The organism is Arminella tubonensis, assembly GCF_003240585.1.
Classification (GTDB): domain Bacteria; phylum Pseudomonadota; class Alphaproteobacteria; order Rhizobiales; family Rhizobiaceae; genus Rhizobium; species Rhizobium tubonense.
The window spans coordinates 47028-68829 of record NZ_PCDP01000080.1 but is presented as its reverse complement, the minus strand read 5'-3'; the positions used below and the strand labels follow the sequence as shown (position 1 = coordinate 68829).

General features: G+C 61.6%; 25 protein-coding genes. 9 read left to right on the top strand and 16 right to left on the bottom strand.

Annotated features, from left to right (window positions below; all coding sequences use genetic code 11):
* Positions 1–182 (top strand): hypothetical protein (locus CPY51_RS31055; protein ID WP_146260216.1); only part of this gene is annotated, 182 nt, incomplete at its 5' end.
* Positions 183–262: 80 nt separating this feature from the next.
* Here CPY51_RS31055 and CPY51_RS31050 read toward each other — a convergent pair.
* The 7 genes from CPY51_RS31050 to CPY51_RS31020 all read right to left on the bottom strand — a co-directional run bounded on the left by CPY51_RS31050 (position 263) and on the right by CPY51_RS31020 (position 8990).
* Positions 263–754: a 2-thiouracil desulfurase family protein gene (locus tag CPY51_RS31050; protein ID WP_111164210.1), complete on the bottom strand. Its 492-nt coding sequence runs from the start codon at positions 752–754 to the stop codon at positions 263–265.
* Between the two features lie 296 nt (positions 755–1050).
* The gene (gene glyS / locus CPY51_RS31045; protein WP_111164209.1) at positions 1051–3291 is read right to left on the bottom strand and encodes a glycine--tRNA ligase subunit beta; all 2241 of its coding nucleotides are present in this window, start codon (positions 3289–3291) and stop codon (positions 1051–1053) included.
* A 1-nt stretch (position 3292) separates the two neighbouring features.
* On the bottom strand, positions 3293–3748 hold the full coding sequence (locus CPY51_RS31040; protein WP_244598846.1) for an endonuclease domain-containing protein: 456 nt from the start codon (positions 3746–3748) through the stop codon (positions 3293–3295).
* 273 nt (positions 3749–4021) lie between these two features.
* Entirely contained in the window at positions 4022–5950 is a 1929-nt protein-coding gene (locus CPY51_RS31035; protein ID WP_420820769.1) for a DUF2207 domain-containing protein, read from the bottom strand.
* A 46-nt stretch (positions 5951–5996) separates the two neighbouring features.
* Positions 5997–7259: a 3-phosphoshikimate 1-carboxyvinyltransferase gene (locus CPY51_RS31030; protein ID WP_111164207.1), complete on the bottom strand. Its 1263-nt coding sequence runs from the start codon at positions 7257–7259 to the stop codon at positions 5997–5999.
* A gap of 112 nt (positions 7260–7371) precedes the next feature.
* Positions 7372–7923 (bottom strand): LemA family protein, encoded by a 552-nt coding sequence (locus CPY51_RS31025; RefSeq protein ID WP_111164206.1) that lies wholly within the window; start codon positions 7921–7923, stop codon positions 7372–7374.
* A gap of 104 nt (positions 7924–8027) precedes the next feature.
* Positions 8028–8990: a glycine--tRNA ligase subunit alpha gene (locus CPY51_RS31020; RefSeq protein ID WP_111164205.1), complete on the bottom strand. Its 963-nt coding sequence runs from the start codon at positions 8988–8990 to the stop codon at positions 8028–8030.
* Between the two features lie 105 nt (positions 8991–9095).
* Between CPY51_RS31020 and CPY51_RS31015 the strand changes: the two genes are divergently transcribed.
* Together CPY51_RS31015 and CPY51_RS31010 are read left to right on the top strand one after the other, a co-directional pair.
* Positions 9096–9368: a ribbon-helix-helix domain-containing protein gene (locus CPY51_RS31015; protein ID WP_111164204.1), complete on the top strand. Its 273-nt coding sequence runs from the start codon at positions 9096–9098 to the stop codon at positions 9366–9368.
* 6 nt (positions 9369–9374) lie between these two features.
* Positions 9375–9689, top strand: a complete 315-nt coding sequence (locus tag CPY51_RS31010; protein WP_111164203.1) for a type II toxin-antitoxin system RelE/ParE family toxin — start codon at positions 9375–9377, stop codon at positions 9687–9689.
* Between the two features lie 121 nt (positions 9690–9810).
* Here the strand turns inward: CPY51_RS31010 and CPY51_RS31005 are convergent, their stop codons facing one another.
* The 4 genes from CPY51_RS31005 to CPY51_RS30990 form a co-directional block, all read right to left on the bottom strand.
* Positions 9811–10002 carry a hypothetical protein gene (locus CPY51_RS31005; protein ID WP_111164202.1) on the bottom strand — a complete coding sequence of 64 codons (192 nt, stop codon included), beginning with the start codon at positions 10000–10002 and terminating at the stop codon, positions 9811–9813.
* Positions 10003–10018: 16 nt separating this feature from the next.
* Positions 10019–10882, bottom strand: coding sequence for a S49 family peptidase (locus CPY51_RS31000; RefSeq protein ID WP_111164214.1), 864 nt, complete (start codon positions 10880–10882; stop codon positions 10019–10021).
* Positions 10883–11005: 123 nt separating this feature from the next.
* Positions 11006–11779: a tRNA1(Val) (adenine(37)-N6)-methyltransferase gene (locus CPY51_RS30995; protein ID WP_111164201.1), complete on the bottom strand. Its 774-nt coding sequence runs from the start codon at positions 11777–11779 to the stop codon at positions 11006–11008.
* Between the two features lie 9 nt (positions 11780–11788).
* A complete protein-coding gene (locus CPY51_RS30990) occupies positions 11789–12019 on the bottom strand; it encodes a putative signal transducing protein (RefSeq protein ID WP_111164200.1) in 231 nt (76 codons plus the stop codon).
* A 108-nt stretch (positions 12020–12127) separates the two neighbouring features.
* Between CPY51_RS30990 and CPY51_RS30985 the strand changes: the two genes are divergently transcribed.
* From CPY51_RS30985 to moaB, 4 genes are all read left to right on the top strand, one after another.
* The gene (locus tag CPY51_RS30985; RefSeq protein WP_111164199.1) at positions 12128–13144 is read left to right on the top strand and encodes a polyprenyl synthetase family protein; all 1017 of its coding nucleotides are present in this window, start codon (positions 12128–12130) and stop codon (positions 13142–13144) included.
* Positions 13145–13266: 122 nt separating this feature from the next.
* Positions 13267–15108, top strand: coding sequence for a tetratricopeptide repeat protein (locus CPY51_RS30980; RefSeq protein WP_111164198.1), 1842 nt, complete (start codon positions 13267–13269; stop codon positions 15106–15108).
* Between the two features lie 6 nt (positions 15109–15114).
* A complete protein-coding gene (locus CPY51_RS30975) occupies positions 15115–16029 on the top strand; it encodes a 4-(cytidine 5'-diphospho)-2-C-methyl-D-erythritol kinase (protein WP_111164197.1) in 915 nt (304 codons plus the stop codon).
* A complete protein-coding gene (gene moaB / locus CPY51_RS30970; protein WP_111164196.1) occupies positions 16029–16595 on the top strand; it encodes a molybdenum cofactor biosynthesis protein B in 567 nt (188 codons plus the stop codon). Before CPY51_RS30975 ends, moaB begins: the two co-directional genes overlap by 1 nt.
* Here the strand turns inward: moaB and CPY51_RS30965 are convergent.
* Positions 16569–17087, bottom strand: coding sequence for a glycosyltransferase family 2 protein (locus CPY51_RS30965; RefSeq protein WP_111164195.1), 519 nt, complete (start codon positions 17085–17087; stop codon positions 16569–16571). The two genes, moaB and CPY51_RS30965, sit on opposite strands and share 27 nt — an antisense overlap.
* Positions 17088–17228: 141 nt before the next feature.
* Here CPY51_RS30965 and CPY51_RS30960 point away from each other — a divergent pair, with 141 nt between their 5' ends.
* Together CPY51_RS30960 and CPY51_RS30955 are read left to right on the top strand one after the other, a co-directional pair.
* The gene (locus CPY51_RS30960; protein WP_111164194.1) at positions 17229–18386 is read left to right on the top strand and encodes a PA0069 family radical SAM protein; all 1158 of its coding nucleotides are present in this window, start codon (positions 17229–17231) and stop codon (positions 18384–18386) included.
* A gap of 114 nt (positions 18387–18500) precedes the next feature.
* Positions 18501–19160 carry a ribonuclease HII gene (locus CPY51_RS30955; protein ID WP_111164193.1) on the top strand — a complete coding sequence of 220 codons (660 nt, stop codon included), beginning with the start codon at positions 18501–18503 and terminating at the stop codon, positions 19158–19160.
* 340 nt (positions 19161–19500) lie between these two features.
* Here CPY51_RS30955 and CPY51_RS30950 read toward each other — a convergent pair whose 3' ends face one another.
* The 4 genes from CPY51_RS30950 to CPY51_RS30935 all read right to left on the bottom strand — a co-directional run bounded on the left by CPY51_RS30950 (position 19501) and on the right by CPY51_RS30935 (position 21746).
* Entirely contained in the window at positions 19501–19992 is a 492-nt protein-coding gene (locus CPY51_RS30950; RefSeq protein ID WP_111164192.1) for a F0F1 ATP synthase subunit B, read from the bottom strand.
* A 3-nt stretch (positions 19993–19995) separates the two neighbouring features.
* Entirely contained in the window at positions 19996–20619 is a 624-nt protein-coding gene (locus CPY51_RS30945) for a F0F1 ATP synthase subunit B (RefSeq protein ID WP_111164191.1), read from the bottom strand.
* A 78-nt stretch (positions 20620–20697) separates the two neighbouring features.
* Complete coding sequence (locus CPY51_RS30940; protein ID WP_111164190.1) at positions 20698–20925, bottom strand: F0F1 ATP synthase subunit C; 228 nt, start codon at positions 20923–20925, stop codon at positions 20698–20700.
* A gap of 68 nt (positions 20926–20993) precedes the next feature.
* Entirely contained in the window at positions 20994–21746 is a 753-nt protein-coding gene (locus CPY51_RS30935; protein WP_111164189.1) for a F0F1 ATP synthase subunit A, read from the bottom strand.
* Positions 21747–21802: the final 56 nt, after the last annotated feature.

The following is a 21802-nucleotide window of genomic DNA, read 5'->3' as shown; positions in this document are numbered from 1 at the left end:
CATCCTCGATGAACCAGCTCGACGCCGCCACCCAGCAGAACGCCGCCATGGCCGAGGAAACCACGGCATCGGCCGAGACGCTGGCCAACGACACCGAGGACCTGCTCGACCTCATCCGCGGCTTCCGTATCAGCGACGGCCGCCAGGCACCGCAGCAGCACAACAGCCGCCGCGCCGCCTGATCCCGCACAAGGGATCACGACCGAAGCATCAGACCGCCGGAGAGATCCGGCGGTTTTTGCGTTTCGGGAAGAAGGGACAGTCAGGAAGACGTTGCAAGCCGCTCGACCAACCGGTCGATGTCGTGATCGGAAAACACCTCGATGCCGGCCTGTTTCAGCAGCGCCGCCGTAACGCCGTTGCCTGCCCGGCGCTCGCCCGAGAACGAGCCGTCATAGATGAAGCCTGAGCCGCAGGACGGGCTGCCGTCGATCAGCAACGCGTAGTCGCACCCCGTCTCCCGCGCCAGCGCCAACGCATTTTCGGCCGCGTCGAGAAAGCCCTTCGTAACGTCGCCGCCCGACACCTCCAGAACTCGCGACTTGCCGGCAAGCACGTCCTCGCCCGCATTGCCGCCCTCGATCTCGGCCGGCGCCCGCGGCACCGGCATTCCGGCCGACATCTCCGGACAGATCGTCACGAGCCGTCCCTCCTCCCGCCAGCGCTCCAGCGCCGGATGCACCAACGGCTTCGCACGACCGTCATAGCGGACGGCATGACCCATGAGGCAGGCGCTGACGAGGATCTTGCTCATGCGCTAAAATACAGTCGCCGCGGTGATCGGATCAAGTGTCTGCATGGTCGGCGCGTCGGTTTTCCCACCGGACCCGACGAGCGAGGCTCTCATGTGCGGGTTTGGAAGCTGGATGTCGATATTTCCGATACTTCAAGCAGTTCGGATACGATTATCGCCAGCGGTACGCCGCCGGCCAAGCCCGCTACGTCGGGGGTTCAGATTATCAACTAGCGGCTTGGTGGCCGGCTTCCGGGTTGGCCACCTCACAAAAACCGGCAGGGTTGTCGAAGCCGCTGCCGCGATGCGTGCGTTTCCTAACCCGCGATCTTCGAGAAATCGGCGACGGTGCTGGTCGCCGCGCGGATGAGCCTCAGCAATGCCAGGCGATTGGCGCGGATGTCGGGGTTCTCGTCGTTGACCAGCACGTCGGTGAAGAAGCGGTCGACGGGTGCGCGGAGCGTCGAGAGGGCGGACATGGCGGCGCGGAAATCCTCCACGGCCGAGGCGTCGGCCGCCTGCGACGATGCCTGAACGGTGGCGTTAAAGAGTTCCTTTTCTGCTTCCAGCGTCAGCAGGCTTGCATCCACCAAAGCGGCGACGGCCGTGCCCTTTTTTTCCTCCGCGGCGAGCAGCTGTGTCGCGCGCTTGGTGCCGGCGAGCAGGTTCTTGCCGTCTTCCGAGGTGATGAATGCTGTCAATGCCTCCACCCGGCGGGCGACCATGAGAAGATCGTCGTTGCCACCCTCCCCTTGATGGGGAGGGTCGGACCGAAGGGCCGGGGTGGGGTGACCTTCCGAGCTCGAACCAAGATCACCCCCACCCGCGCGTTCCGCGCGACCTCCCCCCTCAAGGGGGAGGTGGGTATTTGAGGCAAGCACTGCGTCAATCAAGTCGTATCGGGCGCCCTGGTCGCGGAGGTAGACTTTCAGGCGGTCGTGGAAGAAAGCGAGGAGGTCCGGGTCTTTTACGACGGATAGAAGCGGCAGCCTGACCTTGCGCTCCAGCAATATCCTGACCACACCCAGCGCCGCACGCCGCAGTGCGTAGGGATCTTTGGAGCCCGTCGGCTTTTCGTCGATCGCCCAGAAGCCGATTAGCGTGTCGAGCTTGTCGGCAAGTGCGACGGTTGTCGCGACCCTGTCGTCGGGGACGCGGTCGGAGGGTCCCTGGGGCTTATAGTGGTCTTCGATGGCGGCAGCGACGGACGCATGCTCACCCTGGATTACCGCGTATTTGCGGCCCATCAGGCCCTGCAGTTCGGGGAATTCACCGACTGCTTCGGTACGCAGGTCCGCCTTGATCAGCACGGCGGCGCGGTCGACCAGCTTGGGGTCGGCGCCGGTGATCTTGGCGAGCTCGGCGGCGAGCGTTCGGATGCGGGAGACCCGCTCACCTTGCGTGCCCAGCTTGGCGTGGAATGTGACGTTCAGCGCGTCGAGCTTGGCCATGCGCTGGTCGAGCGGCTTTGCAAGGTCGAGATCGAATTTCGCGGCGGAACCCTTCAGCGTCTCGAGGTCCGGCAGGTTGCCCTGGTCGCGTTTCCAGAAATGCAGGGCATCCGAAAGCCGCGCGCGGACGACCTTGCCGTTGCCGTGGATGATTTCCTTGCCACCGTCGCTCGCCTCGATATTGGCAATGAGGACGAACTTGTTGGAAAGGGTGTCGCCGACCTGAGGGCGCGTTACGAAACACTTCTGGTTGGTCTTGATGGTCAGCCGGATGATCTCGGAGGGGATCGTCAGGTAGTCTTCCTCGAAGGAGCCCATCAGCACCTGCGGCCATTCGACGAGGCCTGCAACCTCCTCGAGAAGCGCCTGGTCCTCGACCAGCTCCAGCCCGCTGGCAAAGGCGAGGTTGGCGGCGTCCGAGGCGATGATTTCCTTGCGGCGCTCGGCGTCAAGAATGACCTTGGCCTTTTCCAGGCTCGCGATGTAGTCGTCGAAGCGCTTGACGGTGATCGCCTGCGGCGCGTGGAAGCGATGGCCGTAGGTGATGTTCGATGCTACGAGGCCATCGATCTCGAAGGGAATGACCGATGTTTCCTCATGCTCCGTGCCAAACAGGCAGACGATAGACTGCAGCGGCCGCACCCAGCGAAGCGAGCCCGGCCTGGCGGAGGCAGCACCCCAGCGCATGGATTTCGGCCAGGGAAAATCTCTGACGATACCGGGCATGACATCGGCGACGATCTCCTCGGCGGCGCGACCGGCCCGCGAGATGACGGCGACGTAGAATTCACCCTTCTTGGGATCGCTCTGGATTTCCGCCTCGGCAACTGACGTAAGACCGGCACCACGCAGAAAGCCCTCGATTGCCTTTTCATTAGCGTCGGTGCGGGGGCCCTTGCGTTCCTCGCGAATGTCGGCCGAGCGTGCCGTCAGGCCGCGAATATCGAGCGTCAGGCGGCGCGGTGTCCAGTATTCGCGCGCTCCCTCATAGGACAGGCCTGCCTCGACCAGCGCGTCGGTGACGAGCTTCTTCAGATCGCCGGCAGCCTTGCGCTGCATGCGGGCCGGAATTTCCTCGGAGCGAAGTTCAAGCAGGAGATCGGGCATGTCAGGGTTCCTCACCCTCCCCTTGCGGGGGAGGGTCGGCACGAAGTGCCGGAGTGGGGTGAAAACTATCGGCTTCTGCTAGCAAAATTTGCCTCTGCTGCACAATGGCAAATATCGTGTCGAGGACCGGCTCGAGCTCATCAATGATCTCGGAATTCCAGAAGCGGATGACATGATAACCGTGGCTTTCGAGGAAAGCAGTGCGTTCAATGTCATACCGCATCGCCGCGTCCTCGCCATGTTGACTGCCGTCCAACTCAATGATCAAGCCGACTTGATGATAGGCAAAGTCGGCGAAATACCTTCCGATCGGAACCTGCCTTCGGAAATGCGTGCCTTCGATCGGTACACGCGACAAATGCCGCCATAGCTTCGTCTCCGCGTCTGTGGCACTGGAGCGGAGCCGGCGGCTGTTTGCGATTCTGAAGCGATCCATCGGGGAAGGTTTCTTGACCAAGGCCGTCTCTCCACTTTGCGACACCCAAAGGTCACCCCCACCCGCGCGTTCGCGCGACCTCCCCCATCGAGGGGGAGGTGGAGATGCTACCAAGCTCCCGGTTAGAGTGCATCCATCCCTTTGGAGGGGAAACGACGGATATTCCGGACACCCTCCCCTTGATGGGGAGGGTCGGCACGAAGTGCCGGGGTGGGGTGACCGCCTCAGACACCCAACTATCACCCCCACCCGCGCATTCGCGCGACCTCCCCCTTCAAGGGGGAGGTGGAGATGCTACCAACCCCCACCGCCTCCGCCGCCTCCCCCTCCGCCGGATGAGCTGCCGCCGCCGGAGAAGCCGGAGGAGGAGCTGGAGACGGGTGCGGGGATGGTCGAGGCGATGGTGGAGGCCATCGAGGAGGAGAAGCCGCCGATGCGGTCGGAGAAATTGCCGTTATATGCGCCGATGTACCAGCCGGGCGCATAGGCGCCGACGGCGGCTCCAGCAGCAGCGGCAGCAAGCCATGTCTCGAATGTTCGCGACCAGGGTTTTTCGACGCCGAGCGCGACGGCATAGGGCAGCAGCGTTTCGAAGTGCTGCGGCGACATGCTGGGGGCGCCCTGCATGTTCATCCGGTCTTTTTCGGCGAGCGTCAGATATTGCCGGAGCCCGTCTATTCCATCCATCATCCTGGTGCCGATTGCCGTCGGCGCACCCATCAGGAAAAAGAAGACGAGGTTGGTGACGAAGATGCCGATGATCGCTACCATCAGCGGCAGTTCGGCGCTCGTCTCCGTGGACGATGCCATCGCCGCGACGACGCCGGCGACGATCGATACCGCGACGAAACCGATGAAGCCGAAGACCACCACAGCGAGGATGCGGGACGCGATGCTGGCATTTCGACGGAAGCCCTTGCCGAGCGAGACGGCGATGACGGTGAAGAAAATCGACAGGAAGGCCGGTACGATGATCAGCGGCAGAGCGTTTTCGTGCAACCGGCCGAAGATGACAATCGCGGCGAGGAAGGCCACCGACAGCAGGACTCCGCCAACGGTGTAAAGCGCGTTGGATTTGTAATATTCGCCGCGATGTTCGCTTTCGATGGCACTGCGGAATTTCTGTCCGACCTTTTGCACCTTCTCGCCATTTGCCTTGTCGATGATCAGCGGCGCATAGGGACTGAGCGACTCCATCAGAGCTTTCTCGCCGCCTTCGAACTTGGCGAAGGGTGCCTTCTTGGTCGGGCTGATGACGATCTTCTGCTCCAGGTCCTTAAGGACGACATAGCCCTTCACGGCCAGATCAAGCGCCGTCGCCGAGAGTGCCGTCCAGCCAGCGCCGGAAAATCCCCTGTTGTCGATATAGTTGACCAGCGCCGGCGAGATACCATCAGGCGCATCCCAGCGCGGCACCATGACACCGCGGGCGGGATCTCGACCGACGGCGAACCAGGCGCGGGCGTAATAGGCGAGCACAAGGACGAGGCCGCCGAAAGCGATGATGAGATCGAGATTATCCCTGAAGAACCACAGCTTTTCCTGTGCGGCGCTTGGCGGGGCGATCGCGCCCTTGGGCAACTTGACGTTGATCGTCAGCCCTTCGCCCTGGCCGAGCGGTCGCGTCGTTTCAAAGGCGATGGCGCTGCCTGTTTCCGTAACGCGGGCATCCCTTCCCTTCGCACCGAGCGGACCGGTGGAATAGGCGATCCCTTCCTGCTTGACGCCCGACGGCAAAGTCACCGTGGCGGATGCATCGAGGATGCGGAACAGCCAGCCATTTCCGGTGACGTTCCAGTAGAGCTCGTCGTAATCGCTGAAATAGCGGATCTGCCGGTCAGTGCGGTAGGTCAGCTGAAACACATGCGGTCCGGGGTTCAGGAGCACGTCCGCCGAGCCGATATAGATGCGGGTACCGCCCGAAATACGCTCGGTGCGCCATTGGTCCGCCGCACCGTCGCGTTCGATCGACTGCAGCTTGAAATCGACCGTCGCCGTTCGGCCGGCAGAATCCACGAAGGTCAGCGGGAAATCACGGAAAATGCCGTGCCTGATATCGCGGCCTTCGGAATTCACCTTGATCGTCTCGGTGACCGCCATGGAGCCGTCTTGATCGAGCACGATATCCTGGTGAAAGGAGGTGATGACCTCCTCGGCCAGCGCCGCGCGGCCGAAGACGGCCATGACCAGAGCGAGGCAGAGGCTTACGACGATGCGTTTCACGTTGTTGTTCCCCCGAACCAAATCGCCCCACGACCACCGCGGTGGGCTACCCGGCATCTTCCTGATATTTGACGCCGAGCGAAGCCAGTACCTGCCAATAGGCCGGAAACGTCTTGGCGACGCAATCGGGATCGAGAATTGTGACGCCGCCGATCTTCAGGCCGGCCAGCGCGAAGCTCATGGCGATGCGATGGTCGGCGAAAGTATCGATATTGGCGGTCACTTTGGTGCCGGCAAGGCGCGGATCAGAGGCGACGATGAGGTCGTCGCCCTCTTCGGTGCCGAGCCCAGGTGCGATCTGCGACAGGCCCAGTGACAGCGCCCTCACCCGGTCGCATTCCTTGACACGCAGATTGGCGATGCCGACGAAGCGCACCGGCGTCTCGTTGAAGGCGGCAAGCACGGCAAGCGTCGGGACGGCATCCTGCATCTGCGATCCGTCGATCACGGCGGGCAGGTGCGGGAACTTCGCGATGGTCTCATAGGCGCGGGCGTCGGGCTGGGAGAAAGCGGTGGCCGGGGTGCCGAGATCGATCCTGCCGCCGGTCAGTACTTCGGCTGCCCAGAGATAGGTTGCTGCCGATGCGTCGGGTTCGATCAGGAAATCGGTGGCGCTATAGCCTGTCGGTTCGACCCGCCAGGTGACCGGGCTGGTCCGCTCGACCTTGGCACCGAATGCGCGCATGGCAGCAGTCGTCAGGTCGATATATCCGAGCGCGCCGATGTCCTCGCCGAGAAGCTCGATGTCGATCGGCCGGTCGCCGCCGGCCGCCATCATGAGCAGCGCCGAGACATACTGGCTGGAGAGGCCACCGTCGATCTGGACGCGGCTTGCCTCGAAGCGGCCTGTTCCGTTGATTGTCACGGGCGGGCAGCCGGTCTCGGTCGCCGCATCGATGCCGAGGGAGCGCAGGGCGTCGACCAGCGGCGCGATCGGGCGCTTGCGCATATGCGCGTCGCCATCGACCACGACCTTGCCGTCGACCAGGGCAGCGGCGGCGGTCAGGAAGCGCGTCGCAGTGCCGGCATTGCCAAGGAACAGCGGTTCGGAAGGGGGCAGCAGCTTGCCGTTTCCCTTAACGACGAAGGTGGTATCGTCCGGCTCGTCGATCGTCACGCCCATGGCGCGCAGGGCCTCGGCCATGTAGCGGGTGTCGTCGCTCTTCAGCGCGCCGGTCAGCCGGCTGGTGCCCTTGGCGAGGCCCGCCAGCAACAGCGCCCGGTTGGTGATCGATTTCGAACCAGGAGGCATTGCGCGGCCGGTGAGCGGCTTGCCCGGCGGGATAATCGTGAGTTTGGCTCTGCCCATATCAATCTCTTCAATCAACAAAAGGAATGGCAGGCGCGATCCCGCAGCCTGCGATCGCCTCCTTTAACGCCTGTAAAACCGTAGCGATAGACCGTGATCCCGAAAAGTGAAGCTAGAACTTGACGGTCGGAACCGCGCGGTCGGCCTCGTTGGTGATCTCGAAATATTCGCGCTTGGAGAAGCCGAACTGGCCGGCGACGAGATTGGACGGGAAGCTCTCGACCTTGACGTTGAGATCGCGCGCAGCGCCGTTGTAGTAGCGGCGAGCCATCTGGATTTCGCTCTCCATGGTCTCGAGCGAAGACTGGAGCTCGGAGAAATTCTGGTTGGCCTTGAGGTCCGGATAGGCTTCGGCAAGCGCCAGCACTCTTCCAAGCGCCTGGCCGAGCAGTCCTTCCGCCTGACCGCGAGCAGCAACGTCGCCGGCCGGAACAGCCTGCGCCTTGTTGCGCAGTTCCACCACTTCCTCGAGCGTGCTCTTTTCGTGCGTGGCGTAGCCCTTCACCGTTTCGATCAGGTTCGGGATAAGGTCGGCGCGGCGCTTCAGCTGGACGTCGATGCCGGACCAGGCTTCCTCTGCCATCTGGCGGGCGCGAACCAGGCCATTATAGACAAAAACGGCGTAGAGAACGGCCAGAACAACAATGGCGAGAATAATGTACATCGCTAAGCCCCCACAATGACAATCAATTCGGGCGCAGACTATGCTGCGGCCAAGATTTTGTCACCCAAGATTTCAACTGTAGCGAAGTGCGGCGATCGTGAGCTTCAGGCGGCCCGCCTGTTCCAGTTCAGACCACCCGCATCGGTCATCAGGAATGCTTCGCCGCAGGCCTTGGCAAGCGTGCGCACCCGCAGGATGTAGCTTTGGCGTTCGGTGACCGAGATCACGCCGCGAGCATCTAGCAGATTGAAGACGTGGCTTGCCTTGATGCACTGGTCGTAAGCCGGGAAGACGCATTTGTGCAGCTGCTGATTATCGCTGTCGCCGGGTGCGCCGGCGGCGAGCAGCGCCTGGCATTCTTTCTCGGCGTCGACGAAATGCCGGTGCAGCATCTCGGTATTGGCATATTCGAAATTGTGCCGTGAATATTCCTGCTCTGCCTGCAGGAATACCTGGCCGTAGGAAATCTTCTCGTCGCCTTCGCGGCCGTTGAAATTGAGATCGTAGACGTTATCGACGCCCTGGACATACATGGCGAGGCGCTCGAGGCCATAGGTCAGCTCGCCGGCCACCGGCGCGCACTCGATGCCGCAGATCTGCTGGAAATAAGTGAACTGCGAGACTTCCATGCCATCGCACCAGCATTCCCAGCCGAGACCCCAGGCGCCGAGCGTCGGGCTTTCCCAGTCGTCCTCGACGAAGCGGATATCGTGCAACAGCGGGTCGAGACCGATCGCGGACAGCGAGCCGAGATAGAGCTCCTGCAAGTTTGGCGGGTTCGGCTTCAGGATCACCTGGTACTGGTAATAATGCTGCAGACGGTTCGGATTTTCACCGTAGCGGCCGTCCGACGGGCGACGCGACGGCTGCACATAGGCGGCCTTCCACGGCTTGGGGCCTAGCGCGCGCAACGTCGTTGCCGGGTGAAAGGTGCCCGCGCCGACTTCCATGTCGTAGGGCTGCAGAACCGCACAACCCTTGTCCGCCCAGTAGTTATGCAGGGTCAGGATAAGCGCCTGGAAGGATCGCTTGGGGTTCATGTGGTCGGGAATAGCTGCTGCAGTCATGAGTTAGATCCGAATTCGCGGAAACGAGCGCGACAGGTGCCATGGGAGGGGACAAGGGTCAAGACGTGACGTATATAGAAACTCCAGCTTCATTGGAGAATGGCAATGAACGTAAAGACAACGATCACGCTACCGGAAAATTACCTGCGCTATGCGGAAAAGATGGTCGAGGAAGGCGTCTTTCCTTCGGTGTCGAGTGTTGTCGAGGCGGGTCTCGAAAAGATGATGCATGATGACCAAGCCTCCGATCCCCTGACAGGCATGGCTGACGAAATCCGTCGCCGGATGGAGTTGCCGAGGGACCAGTGGATTCCATGGGATGGCGACGGCATCGCAGGACGCGTGAAGGAGAAACTGAAAGCCAAGTACGAGAAATAAGGCTCCATGCGCTACAGCATCCGCAATCATCCGCTGATCGAGCGGGATATTTTTGATATAGTTGATTTGATTTCTAATTATGCAGGCCTTGCGGTCGGTTTATCAAAAGTCGACCAGATCACGGATTTCATAAGCCGGTTGGAAGAATTTCCCCATATCGGTACCGTCCGTGAAGGGCCTCATGCTGGTATTCGAGCTGTATCCGCAACGGAAAAGGCAGTTGTCTGCTTCGCGGTCGATGAAGAGACGAAAACCGTCTACATCTTGTGTATCAGCTACGCCGGCTCGGATTGGATGTCGGAGGTTTTGAAGCGTCGCTAGCGCCCTCGTTATCGCCGCGGGAGTTCGCTTCGTCACGATCAAATTTCCAATCTTCGGGAAGTTCAAGCCCGAACGTGCGAATCTTCTCCAGCGCCTTCAGGCGTGCCGCATCGTCCGGCATTCACTCATCGTCCCGCTTGACGCGGTATTCCCCCGTGACCGGGTCCTTGACTAGCGTGCCGATTGCGCCGGTGCGGCGTTCGCTTTCCTGGCGGCGGGACTTCTGCTGGAGGCGCTGCGCTGCCTGGAGGAAGCGCTTGTAGATCAGCCAGCAAACGCTGCCGACGACGATGATGAAGATAAGTTGCGGCATTCCGAGGCTGTTCCAATTACAATCCGTAGCGGCCCCATAATGCCTTTTCTTCCGCCACTTCCGCAAGTCCGGATAGAAGGCTCGCGCCGATGCCCTCGAGACCGGAAAGACCGACGCCCGGAGCACGGCGCCCGAACAGGCTGCGCGGCGAGGAGACGAGCGCGAGCCGGGTCTTTTCGCCGTAGCGCGATTTCAGTTCCTGGCGCATATCGCCGAGGCCGTCGACCAATCCGAGTTCCAATCCACGGGTACCGGTCCAGAACAGACCGGAAAAGATCGTCCCCTCGTCCGCCTTGATGCGGCCGGCCCGGCGCTCGGTGACCATGTCGATGAAGATCTTGTGGATCTCGAGCTGCAAGGTCTTCAGGTAGTCGATGTCCTTTTCCTTCTCCGGCTGGAAGGGATCGAGGATCATCTTGTTTTCGCCTGCCGTATAGACGCGGCGCTCGACGCCGATCTTCTTCAGCAATTCGGGAAAACCGAAGCCGCCGGAGACGACGCCGATCGAACCGACGATGGAGGTGGGGTCCGCGATGATCTCGTCGCCGGCAAGGGCGATCATATAGCCGCCCGAGGCTGCGACGTCCTCGACGAAGACCAGCACCTTCTTCTCCTTCTCGCGGGCAAGCTCGCGGATGCGATTATAGATCATCCGCGATTGCACCGGCGAGCCGCCGGGCGAATTGATCGAGATGGCGACGGCGGGCGAGCCTTTCATCGAAAAGGCCCTGTCCAGCGCCTGGGCGACGGCGGTTAGGTTCAGTGCCGGGCGGAACTGGCTGCCGCCGGACATGATGGCGCCGTGCAATTTGACAACGGGAATGACCGTTTCATCTTTGCGAAATCGCTTCGGCAGCAGTCGTCTCAGCAATCCGGCCATCGTCAAACCCTTGTTCTCGTTCAATTCAATTCTGCTGAGCATGTATGCCTTGGAATGGCAAACGCAATGGCCCAGCTGCGAAAAGCGAGCAGAACGATTTTTCTGCAGGCGTTGAAGCTTGGCTCAATTGCGGGGATAGGCGAGGCGGCCGTTGTTGAGGTCGTCGACGAAGCCGGAGAACTTGTGCGTCCCCTCCTCGTGCATGACAAGCGGAGCCCGAAGCGTCAATCGGGCCCGCGAACCCTTGATGGCCGTGACAAGGATGCGCACGGCGTTTTCACCCTGGCGCGGATGGATCGGGGTGATCTCGATGCCACCGAAGCGCCTGCCACAAGCGGCGACGATCTCGGCAATCGACTGAGGCCGGGCGATCAGCGACAGCTGGCCTCCCGGTATTGTGATGGCGCCCGCGGTCCTGATCCAGCTTTCAAACAGGCCCTCCGTCATTGCGTGCGCTTCCGCCTTCAACGCATCCGGCGTCAGGCGGTCGCTGCCGTCGTTGAAGGGCGGGTTCATGATGACGTGATGGAAGCTGTCGTCCATAAGCCCTGCGTCGTTGCGCGGCCTTCCGGTCAGGGTCACATCGGCTTCGACGACCGAGACACGGCCGTGAAACCGTGCGTTCTCGGGCAATGCCAGGCTTTTCAGCGCAAACCGGGCCATCTCGGTCGAGCGTTCGAACAGCACGACCTCCGCTTTGTCGAGCCGGGAGGCCACCGCAAGACCTGCGGCACCGGCGCCGGCACCAAGATCGGCCACGCGGACCGGACGTTCGTCTGCTACCAGCGAGGCAAGCAGCATGGCATCCATGCCAGATCGATGTCCCCTGCCCTTAGGCTGGACGATGTGAAACGCGCCGCGATGGAAAGCATCGACCGTCTCCGCAGGGGCATTCATGGCCTCGGCTCAGCTCCTGACGGCGCGCAGCTCATCGCCGAGCCCTGCGTCGATGAGAATGCGGCGCGCCTGGATGGCACGATCGTCCTCGACCATGAAGCGGCGCGGCAGCATGCCGAGCGAGCCTTCAAGGACGCTCATCGCCTCGTCGGCGATCATGCAACGAATCCCCGCATCCTTCATCAGGCTTTCGGCAAAGGAGAGCGTAACGGGGTCGTTGGTCCGGATCAATTCTTGCATGAGTGTTGCGTTTCCTGTCAATTTTGCGCGACGGGACAATTCGCCCCTTGCCGCGCCACCTGCCCCTTCTTATGGTCGTTTGCAGCAAATGAACAGGAGTCCGGATCGTTGGGCGTCGTGATACCGCTTGAAGAGAGCAAAAATAAATTGGCGTCCATCAAGCCGTTGGTGGATTTGACCAAGGCGGACATGGAACGCGCCAACCAGTTGATCCTTTCCAAGGCCGGCTCCGACGTGCAGATGATTCCCGAAGTCGCGGAGCATCTGATCTCTTCCGGCGGCAAGCGCCTGCGGCCGATGCTGACGATCGCCTCCTCGCTGCTGTTCGGTTACAAGGGCGACAATCATATCAAGCTGGCGACCAGTGTCGAATTTCTCCACACCGCTACGCTGCTGCACGACGACGTGGTCGACGAAAGCGATCTGCGCCGCGGTCGTTCGACGGCCCGGATGATCTGGGGCAACCAGGCAAGCGTGCTGGTCGGCGACTTCCTGCTCGGCCAGGCATTCCGCATGATGGTGGAAGTCGGCTCGCTGGAAGCGCTCGACGTGCTGTCGTCGGCCGCCTGCGTCATCGCCGAGGGCGAAGTGCTGCAGCTGTCCGTCTCGAAGAACATGGAAACGACCGAGGACGATTACCTCTCCGTCATCCGCGCCAAGACGGCAGCGCTGTTTGCAGCCGCCGCGGAAGTCGGGCCGATCGTCGCCAATGCAAGCAAGTCGGATCGCAACGCGCTCAAATCCTACGGCACCAATCTCGGCCTCGCCTTCCAGCTGGTCGACGACGCGCTCGACTATGGCGGCAAGGCGGCCGATCTCGGCAAGAATGTCGGCGACGATTTCCGCGAGGGCAAGATCACGCTTCCGGTCATCCTGTCCTATCGACGCGGCACCGAGGACGAGCGTGCTTTCTGGCGCGACGCCATCGAAGGCGGCAACAGCAGCGACGCCAATCTGGAAAAAGCTCTCGGCCTGATCACCAAATACGGCGCGCTCAGCGACACCATAAGTCGCGCTGTGCACTACGGTACCATCGCCCGCGATGCGCTGGCGCCGCTGCCCGATACGCCGTGGAAATCGGCACTGCTGGAAGTGATCGATTTCTGTATCGAACGCGTTAACTAATTCACGGCAGGCTGATTTTCTTGCGAGGATGCTTCAAAAAAGCCATCCTGTTATGAATCAGTGGTCACAATTGCATTGTGCGTCCGGACTGCTCCTCGGCGGTCCTTGAAGAAAGGTTTCCCATGCGGCAAAGACTTGCCATCCGTTTTCTCTCGGGCGCAGCGTTGGCAGCGGTCCTTTCCCTGTCCGCCATCAACGCCGCACGGGCTGAGGATGCAGCAAAGCCGGCGACCGCAGCGACTGGCGATACGGTCACCTTCGATCCTGACAGTGTCGACAATTTTGCGGGCGCCTTCCTTGCGGCCCGCACCGCCGATGTCGATCACGACTACGATACGGCCATCGCGCTCTATAAGAAATCGCTGCTGATCGAACCCGGAAATCCGGAGATCCGCCAACGGCTGATGATCTCGCTTCTCCTCAACGGCAATATCGAGGAAGGCGTGAAATACGCCAACGATTTGAAGGGCGACCCCACCGTCGAGCGCGTCACCACGATCGTGCGTGGCATGGATGCGATCCGCCGGCATGACTACAAGACGGCCCAGAACGTGCTGAAATATGACGGCCCGAACGATCTGGACCGGATGATGAACAACCTCCTTCTCGCCTGGGCGCAGGTCGGCGCCGGCCACGGCAAGGAGGCGCTTGCCATGGTCGACAAGATGCGCGGGCCGGACTGGTTCAACATCTTCAAGAACTACCAGGCGGGCGCGATCGCCATCGTCATCGGTGACGGCAAGTCGGCCCGGTCGCACCTGAACGACGCCGTACTCGACAAGGAAGGCGGCGCCACCGCGCCCGACACCTACATGCGCGCAGTCATGGCGTTGGCAGTGCTCGAAGCAAAGGACGGCAACCAGCAGAAGGCGCTGGACGCCATTTCCGTCGGCGACAACCTGATCAACAACTACGCGCCGCTGAACGCGCTTCGCGAAGACATCAAGAACGGCAAGCCGCCCGAACAGGCGGTGACCAATGCCTCGCAAGGCGTCGCCTCCGTACTGTTTTCAGTCGGTGCCGCGCTGAACCGGGATGGCGCCGAGGATGTGGTTTCGCTGTACCTCGAGATCGCCAATACTCTTGACCCGAAGAGCGCCGACACGCTGATCATGCTCGGCGGCATCGCCGAGAAGCAGAGCCAGACCGACCGGGCAATCGCCTTCTACAAGCAGGTGTCGGATGATTCGCCGATGTCGCGAATTTCCGAGCTGCAACTCGGCCTCGCGCTTGCCCAGGGAGGCAAGACGGACGATGCCAAGAAGCATCTGAAGGCGCTGATCGATGCCGACCCGAAAGACGTTCACAACTATATCGCCTATGGCGGTGTGCTGTCGCAGGCCAAAGACTACCAGACGATGGCCGACAACTACGACAAGGCCGTGCAGATTCTCGGCTCCGTGCCGAACCGCGGCGACTGGGTCGTCTACTTCCAGCGGGCGATCGCCTATGAGCGGCTGAAAAAGTGGGATCTGGCGGAACCGAACTTCAAGAAGGCGCTGGAGCTCAATCCGGATCAGCCGCAGGTCTTGAACTATCTCGGCTATTCCTGGGTCGACATGAACAAGAACCTCGATGACGGGCTGGCGATGATCAAGAAGGCCGTCGATCTGAAGCCTGACGACGGCTACATCGTCGATTCGCTCGGCTGGGCGTATTTCCGGCTCAACCGGTTTGACGACGCAGTCAACGCGCTCGAGCGCGCTGTTCAGCTCGAGGCCGGCGATGCGACTGTCAACGACCATCTGGGCGACGCCTACTGGCGTGTCGGGCGCAAGCTCGAATCCGTCTACCAATGGAATCGCGCACTGGTCTACAAGCCGGATGAAGCTGACATCCCCCGGATCAAGGACAAGGTAGCCAACGGCTTGCCTGCCATCGACGACCCGAAGGCCGCTGAAAAGGCCAAGCAGGATACGACGCCCACCGAGCCGACCGTGGCACCGGCGGACAAGAAGTCCTAAGGCGTCATGTTGCCAAATTTTGACGCGGGCGCGTTCGACCTTGCGGAAGATGCGCCCGCGAAAATAAACCTGGCCCTGCACGTGACGGGCCAGCGGGCCGATGGCTATCATCTGCTCGACATGCTCGTCACTTTTGCAGGGCATGGTGATCGTCTTGGTTTCCGCAAGGCCGATGGCGACAGCTTCTCGCTTTCCGGCCCTTTTGCGCCAGGTCTGGCGGCTGAGGCGAGTGGTGGAAGCAATCTCGTTCTGAAAGCCCGCGATCTATTGCGCGATGCCGCCTCAGTGCAGGGATTTGAAACCTTCCCCATTCACATCCACCTTGAAAAGAACCTGCCGATCGCTTCCGGTATCGGCGGTGGATCGGCGGATGCGGCAGCCACGCTGCGCGGCCTGCAGCGCATCTGGGGCATCGCGTTGCCTCTGGAGACGATCGCGGCGATCGCGCTGCGGATCGGCGCCGACGTGCCTATGTGTCTGGCAAGCCGTCCGCTGATTGCGCGGGGGATCGGCGAGGACATCGAGCCCCTTCCCCGCTTTCCCTCCTTCGCCATGGTGCTCGGCAATCCGCTGGTCGGCGTTTCGACACCTGATGTCTTCCGTCACCTTCCGAGTCGCGACAATCCGCCTTTCGCATTTGCGGCGCAGGAGCGCCGCGACCACGCTGGATGGATCTCGCTGATCGAGGGGCTTCGCAACGATCTCGAACCGCCCGCGCGAGGGCTTTGCGGCGAGATTGGCGAGCTATCAAGGCTCATGAAGGCGCAGGGTGCGCTGCTTGTGCGGATGTCGGGCTCCGGGGCCACCTGCTTCGGGCTGTTCAATACGCTGGGTCAAGCCGAGGCAGCCGCAGCATCGCTTCACAGCGCCACGCCGGGCTGGTATTTTCAGGCGACCGAAACGATCGCAGGAGGCGAATGATGGCGGACTCAGGCAGTTCACGACCTTTCATTCCGCTCGGGATCGCGGTTCTGACCGTCTCGGATACGCGCACGCTTGCGGATGACAAATCCGGTGACACGCTGGCCGCAAGGATCACTGACGCGGGCCATCGGCTTGCGGCCCGCGCGATCGCCCCCGACGACAAGGAACGCATCCGCGCAGAGGTCGAGGCGTGGACGCGCGACGCGGAGATCGACGTGGTCATCACGACAGGAGGCACCGGCTTTACCGGCCGCGATGTCACGCCGGAAGCGCTGGAGCCGCTGTTCGAGAAGCGCATGGATGGCTTTTCAGCGGTCTTCCACCGCATTTCCTATGAGAAGATCGGCACGGCGACGATCCAGTCGCGGGCGACGGGCGGCGTTGCCAATGCCACGTTCATCTTCGTGCTGCCCGGCTCTCCGGGCGCCTGCAAGGATGCATGGGACGGCATTCTCAAGGCGCAACTCGACTATCGCCACATGCCGTGCAATTTCGTGGAAATCATGCCCAGGCTCGACGAGCATCTGAAGCGCGGCTCAACGCGCGGCGCGGGCGACCCATGACGGAATGAGTTCGCTCGAAAGCCTGCGGATCTTGTGGCCCTTGGTGAACTCGGATAGTCGCATGCCCGTTTTCGCGGACGCGATCGCCTGACGCTTCGAGACCAGAAAGCCCAGTTCGAGAGGCGGCTTCGTCCGGCCGAAGCGCTTCAGGAACGGACGGCGATATCCCCTTGAAGCGGTGAAGCGGGCCGGAACCTTGTTCAGCGACATATATTCAGCGATCTCGTCGATCCAGCCAGCCTGCGGCCGCGCGCCCGGCTCCACGAGAAGCAGCCATTCGCCGCGGGCAGAGCGCAATATGTCATTGATATCCCACTGAGAATAAAAGCGGCAGCCGGCAGCGTCCGCTACCTGAGAGGTACCGTCACGCGAGCCGTGGTCGAGTACCACGACATCGCACACCAAACCTTCCACCGCGCCCGAAACCAAGGCTGCCAATGTCTGCGCCAGCTCGGGTTCCTGATCCTGGCATTCTATTATGACTGTCAACATTGCTCATTTATAGAGCGCTGCACAAATGAATGCCAGTGACAGTTTGTGCATTTTGTTCTTGCATTGTTCTCATTGCTACGATAGGAATTTAATCACTGATGACGCGGGGCAGCATTGTTGTCCCTGCCGCTGGAGTTACCGATGAGACAGCAATCCCTTGCAGGTCAGGCCGCATTTGCGCCTGCCAATACGGCAGATATTGCCGATGCGATGATTACGGCCTCGGGTCTCAGGATCGAGATCGATCGGAGGCGCGGACGCGGCGCCGGCCTCAACCCCGGCGGTCGCTTCGAGCCTTCGCGGCATGAAAGCTTTGATGACGGATGGCAGACGCTGGAAGACCTGCCACCGTTCAAGACGGAAGTGCAGATCGAAAAGCCGCGCACCGCGATCACCCGCAATACCTCACCGGATATTCCCTTCGATCGTTCGATCAACCCTTATCGGGGCTGCGAGCATGGCTGCATCTACTGCTTCGCGCGACCAACTCACGCCTATATGGGCCTTTCGGCCGGGCTCGATTTCGAGTCCAAGCTGTTTGCCAAGCCGGATGTCGCCAAGCTTTTACAGCGCGAGCTGGCAAAGCCCGGCTATGCACCGAAAGTCATCGCCATCGGCACCAATACCGACCCCTACCAGCCGATCGAAAAGGAATGGCGGATCATGCGCCAGATTCTCGAGGTGCTGAACAAGGCCAATCATCCGGTATCGATCGTGACAAAATCGGCGCTGGTTTTGCGGGACATCGATATCCTTAGCGAACTGGCAGCGAAGAACCTCGTGCGCGTATCGTTGTCGGTGACGACGCTCGACCGCAAGCTTGCGCGGACGATGGAGCCGCGTGCCTCGACCCCGACGCGGCGGCTGGAGGCGGTTCGCGCCCTTTCCGATGCCGGGATACCGACCTCGGTATTGGTTGCGCCGATCATCCCTGCCCTCAACGACCACGAGCTGGAGCGGATACTCGAGGGGGCGAAGGCCGCCGGCGCGCGGGAGGCCGGCTACGTGATGCTGCGGCTGCCGCTTGAGGTGAGCCCGTTGTTTCGCGATTGGCTGCTGCAGAACTATCCGGATCGCTATCGGCATGTGATGTCGCTGGTGCGCGAGATGCGCGGCGGCAAGGACTACGACGCCGAATTCGGCAAGCGGATGAAGGGTGCCGGGCCTTACGCCTGGCAGGTCAGCAGGCGCTTCGAGATGGCGACCAAGCGGCTCGGCCTCGTCCGCCGCAGCATCCAGCTTCGCGACGACCTGTTCGTGCCGCCCGACGGCAGCGGCGTGCAGCTGTCGTTGCTTTAAATATCTCAGTTCCCGCGGGTGGCTCGCCCCAGCCATCTGCAGGACTGCCCCCGGACCGCCGCCCTGTTCCCGGGGGCTTGCAGGAAATCGGTGTGGCGTGCAAGGGTCAGCCGCATGGCCCGTCGCACGTCACCCGATTCTCCTCTGCTTTTCGACGAAGATCCGATCGTACCGGATTTCGCGCTTGAGCTTTCTGCGCGCAAGGCCGGGCATTGGCCTGTAGCAGGCGCCGACGAAGCGGGGCGTGGGCCTTTGGCCGGGCCGGTCGTTGCGGCCGCCGTCATTCTCGATCCCGATCGCATTCCTGACGGACTGAACGATTCGAAGCTGCTGTCGGCTGCGAGGCGAGAGCAGTTGTTCGAGATCATCATTGCAACGGCGACTGTCGCCATTGCCTCGTCAAGCGCTACCCGGATCGACGAGACCGATATTCGCAAGGCAAGCCTCGACGCCATGCGTCGTGCCGTGCTCGGGCTTGCCATTCCAGCAAGCTACGTGCTGACGGATGGGCTTGACGTTCCTCCCGGGCTCGCCTGCCCAGGCAAGGCGGTGGTCAAGGGGGACGCGCGCTCGTTCTCGATCGCCGCAGCCTCGATCGTCGCCAAGGTAACGCGGGATCGGATGATGACACGGGCGCACCTGGTCTTTCCCGCCTACGGTTTTCAGATGCATGCGGGATACGGCACCGCCGTCCACCGCAGCAGCATCGAGCGCGTCGGCCCCTGCCGCCTCCACCGCATGAGCTTCCGACCGCTGCGCAAGGAAGAGGCATAAAGAGCCTGGCCTTCACCTCCCCCTTGATGAGGGAGGTCGCGCGAATGCGCGGGTGGGGGTGACCTTTGGGTGTCACAACGGATCACCCCACCCCGGACCTGCGGTCCGACCCTCCCCCTCAAGGGGAGGGTGTAAACGATGCCGCCCACCGCAGTAGTATAGAGCGAGTCGGCCCTTGTCGCCTCTACCGCATGAGCTTCAGGCTGTGGTGTGACGAAGAGATTGCGGCATCTCCCCTTCTCCCCGGCGGGGAGAACGGGAAACCAGCTCTCAGCCCCCCAGAATAACGAAAAAGGCCGGGACTATGCCCGGCCTCTCGAATGTCGTGGGGATTTCTTGCCTAGTTGAGGCGGGACTTCACGTCGCCGACGGCGGTCTTGAAGAGGTCCGACTGGACCTTGGCTGTTGCCTTCTTGGCGAGCACTGTCTCGGCAGCGGCGATTGCCAGGTCGACGGCGGCGGAGCGGACAGCCTTGATCGCGTCGGTTTCCGCCAGCTTGATCTTCTGCTCGGAGACAGCTGTGCGATTGGCGACGAATTCTTCCGTCTTTGCCTTGGCTTCCGCGGTCAGCATTTCGGCTTCGCGTCCTGCCGTGGCAACGATGTGCGCCGCCTCGGCTTCTGCTTCCTTGCGCTTGCGCTGGTATTCAGCAAGCAGGTGCTGGGCTTCCTCGCGCAGGCGCTTGGCTTCCGCCAACTCGTTGCGGATCTGGTCGGCGCGGTCGTCAAGCGACTTTGCCATCATGCCCGGAACCTTGAGATAGACGACCAGCGCCAGAAACAGCAGCAGGCCGACAAAGGCGAAGAATGTCTGGTCCAATGCGAATTCCATGGATCAACCCTCCCGCTTCACGTTTACGGCCGCAACCGCTGCGGCGATGTCGGTCTTGGTGACCGTTCCGCCTATCAGCTGTTCGACAACCGCTGACGCCGTCTCCTCGGCGATCGCACCGACGTCGGCGAATGCCTTGGTCTTGACATCGGCGATGCGAGCCTCGGCCGCCTTGATTGTTTCCGCAAGACTTGCCTCGATGGCACGTCGATCGGCCTCGGCCTTCGCCTTGGCGGCGTCGCGGGCAGTATTGCCGATGGCATTTGCCTTGGCGCGTGCAGCTGCGAGTTCGGCCTCATAGGTCTCGACGGCATTGTCTGCCTCGGCCTTCAACCGTGCAGCCTCGTCGATATCCTGTGCCAGGCGGGCATGCCGCGTCTCCAGGATGCCGCCGATGCGGGGCACCAGGACCTTCTGCATGAGCACGTAGAAAATGCCGAATGTGATTGCCAGCCAAAGAAGCTGGGAGGCAAAAGTCGTATGGTCGAATGGCGGGAATACGCGACCGTGGTGACCTTCCGAAGGCACACCCGTTTCGGTATTCGTTCCGCCGGTCGCGGGCGCGGCCGCCTGACCTGTCTCGGTCGTCGCCGCGGCGTCTTCCGCATAAGCCGGGGTCACAAACATGCTCACCTCCAGGTGTCCTGCAAATACGAAAGATCACGGCCTGCGCCTTGCAGACCGTGATCCATCAAGTCGCCGTTATCAGACGGCGAAGAGCAGAAGGAGAGCGATGAGCAGCGAGAAGATGCCCAAGGCTTCCGTAACGGCGAAGCCGAATACCAGACGGCCGAACTGGCTGTCAGCGGCAGACGGATTGCGCAGTGCGCCGGAGAGGTAGCTGCCGAAGATGTTGCCGAGGCCGAGAGCCGTGCCGGCCATACCAAAGCAAGCTAGGCCTGCACCGATGTACTTTGCTGCTTCCGCGTCCATGTTGAACTCCTTTGAAATGGTTGTTGCGGCGAATGACTGACGCCCTGGAGACGTCAATGTCTGTATCCTTAGTGGCCACCCGGATGGATCGCGTCGTTGAGGTACATGCAAGTCAGCACCGCAAAGACGTAAGCCTGGAGGAAGGCAACGAGGAACTCGAGACCAGTCAGGGCGACGGTCATGATGAGAGGAAGGATGGCACCACCGATGCCGAGCGCGCCAAGGGCTCCGAGCGAGGCGACGAAGCCTGCGAACACCTTGAGCGTGATATGGCCAGCCAGCATGTTGGCGAAGAGACGAACGGAGAGAGAAATCGGCCGGGACAGGAAGGAGATGATCTCGATGATCACCACCAGCGGCAACAGGGCCACCGGAACGCCGTGCGGCACGAACAGCTTGAAGAAGCCGAAACCATGCTTGAAGAAGCCATAGATAATGACGGTGAGGATAACGAACAGCGCCAGCGCGAAAGTGACGATGATCTGGCTGGTCACGGTATAGAAATAGGGGACCATGCCGAGCAGGTTCGCGGTCAGGACGAACATGAACAGCGAGAACACCATCGGGAAGAACTTCATTCCCTGCTTGCCCGCGCCTTCCTTCAGCATATTGGCGATGAACTCATAGGACATCTCGGCCAAGGACTGCGAACGGCTCGGGATCAGGCCGCGATTGGTGGTGGAGAAATAAAGGAAGCCGGCGGCGATGGCGACCGAAGCGACCATGAAAAGCGATGCATTGGTGAACGAGAAATCAATTCCGCCGACCTCGATCGGCACAATCTTATGGATCAGGAACTGATGGGTCGGATCGTTAGCCACCGCTTGTCTCTCTTCTTTACCCGTCCGGAGACGGAGATCATTTCTCTGGTTACAAC

Coding starts and splice junctions, on each gene's coding strand:
- CPY51_RS31050 (WP_111164210.1), bottom strand. CDS start 754: ATGAGCAAGATCCTCGTCAGCGCCTGCCTCATGGGTCATGCCGTCCGC.
- glyS (WP_111164209.1), bottom strand. CDS start 3,291: ATGCCCGATCTCCTGCTTGAACTTCGCTCCGAGGAAATTCCGGCCCGC.
- CPY51_RS31030 (WP_111164207.1), bottom strand. CDS start 7,259: ATGGGCAGAGCCAAACTCACGATTATCCCGCCGGGCAAGCCGCTCACC.
- CPY51_RS31025 (WP_111164206.1), bottom strand. CDS start 7,923: ATGTACATTATTCTCGCCATTGTTGTTCTGGCCGTTCTCTACGCCGTT.
- CPY51_RS31020 (WP_111164205.1), bottom strand. CDS start 8,990: ATGACTGCAGCAGCTATTCCCGACCACATGAACCCCAAGCGATCCTTC.
- CPY51_RS31015 (WP_111164204.1), top strand. CDS start 9,096: ATGAACGTAAAGACAACGATCACGCTACCGGAAAATTACCTGCGCTAT.
- CPY51_RS31010 (WP_111164203.1), top strand. CDS start 9,375: ATGCGCTACAGCATCCGCAATCATCCGCTGATCGAGCGGGATATTTTT.
- CPY51_RS31005 (WP_111164202.1), bottom strand. CDS start 10,002: ATGCCGCAACTTATCTTCATCATCGTCGTCGGCAGCGTTTGCTGGCTG.
- CPY51_RS31000 (WP_111164214.1), bottom strand. CDS start 10,882: ATGGCCGGATTGCTGAGACGACTGCTGCCGAAGCGATTTCGCAAAGAT.
- CPY51_RS30995 (WP_111164201.1), bottom strand. CDS start 11,779: ATGAATGCCCCTGCGGAGACGGTCGATGCTTTCCATCGCGGCGCGTTT.
- CPY51_RS30990 (WP_111164200.1), bottom strand. CDS start 12,019: ATGCAAGAATTGATCCGGACCAACGACCCCGTTACGCTCTCCTTTGCC.
- CPY51_RS30980 (WP_111164198.1), top strand. CDS start 13,267: ATGCGGCAAAGACTTGCCATCCGTTTTCTCTCGGGCGCAGCGTTGGCA.
- CPY51_RS30975 (WP_111164197.1), top strand. CDS start 15,115: ATGTTGCCAAATTTTGACGCGGGCGCGTTCGACCTTGCGGAAGATGCG.
- moaB (WP_111164196.1), top strand. CDS start 16,029: ATGGCGGACTCAGGCAGTTCACGACCTTTCATTCCGCTCGGGATCGCG.
- CPY51_RS30965 (WP_111164195.1), bottom strand. CDS start 17,087: ATGTTGACAGTCATAATAGAATGCCAGGATCAGGAACCCGAGCTGGCG.
- CPY51_RS30960 (WP_111164194.1), top strand. CDS start 17,229: ATGAGACAGCAATCCCTTGCAGGTCAGGCCGCATTTGCGCCTGCCAAT.
- CPY51_RS30955 (WP_111164193.1), top strand. CDS start 18,501: ATGGCCCGTCGCACGTCACCCGATTCTCCTCTGCTTTTCGACGAAGAT.
- CPY51_RS30950 (WP_111164192.1), bottom strand. CDS start 19,992: ATGGAATTCGCATTGGACCAGACATTCTTCGCCTTTGTCGGCCTGCTG.
- CPY51_RS30945 (WP_111164191.1), bottom strand. CDS start 20,619: ATGTTTGTGACCCCGGCTTATGCGGAAGACGCCGCGGCGACGACCGAG.
- CPY51_RS30940 (WP_111164190.1), bottom strand. CDS start 20,925: ATGGACGCGGAAGCAGCAAAGTACATCGGTGCAGGCCTAGCTTGCTTT.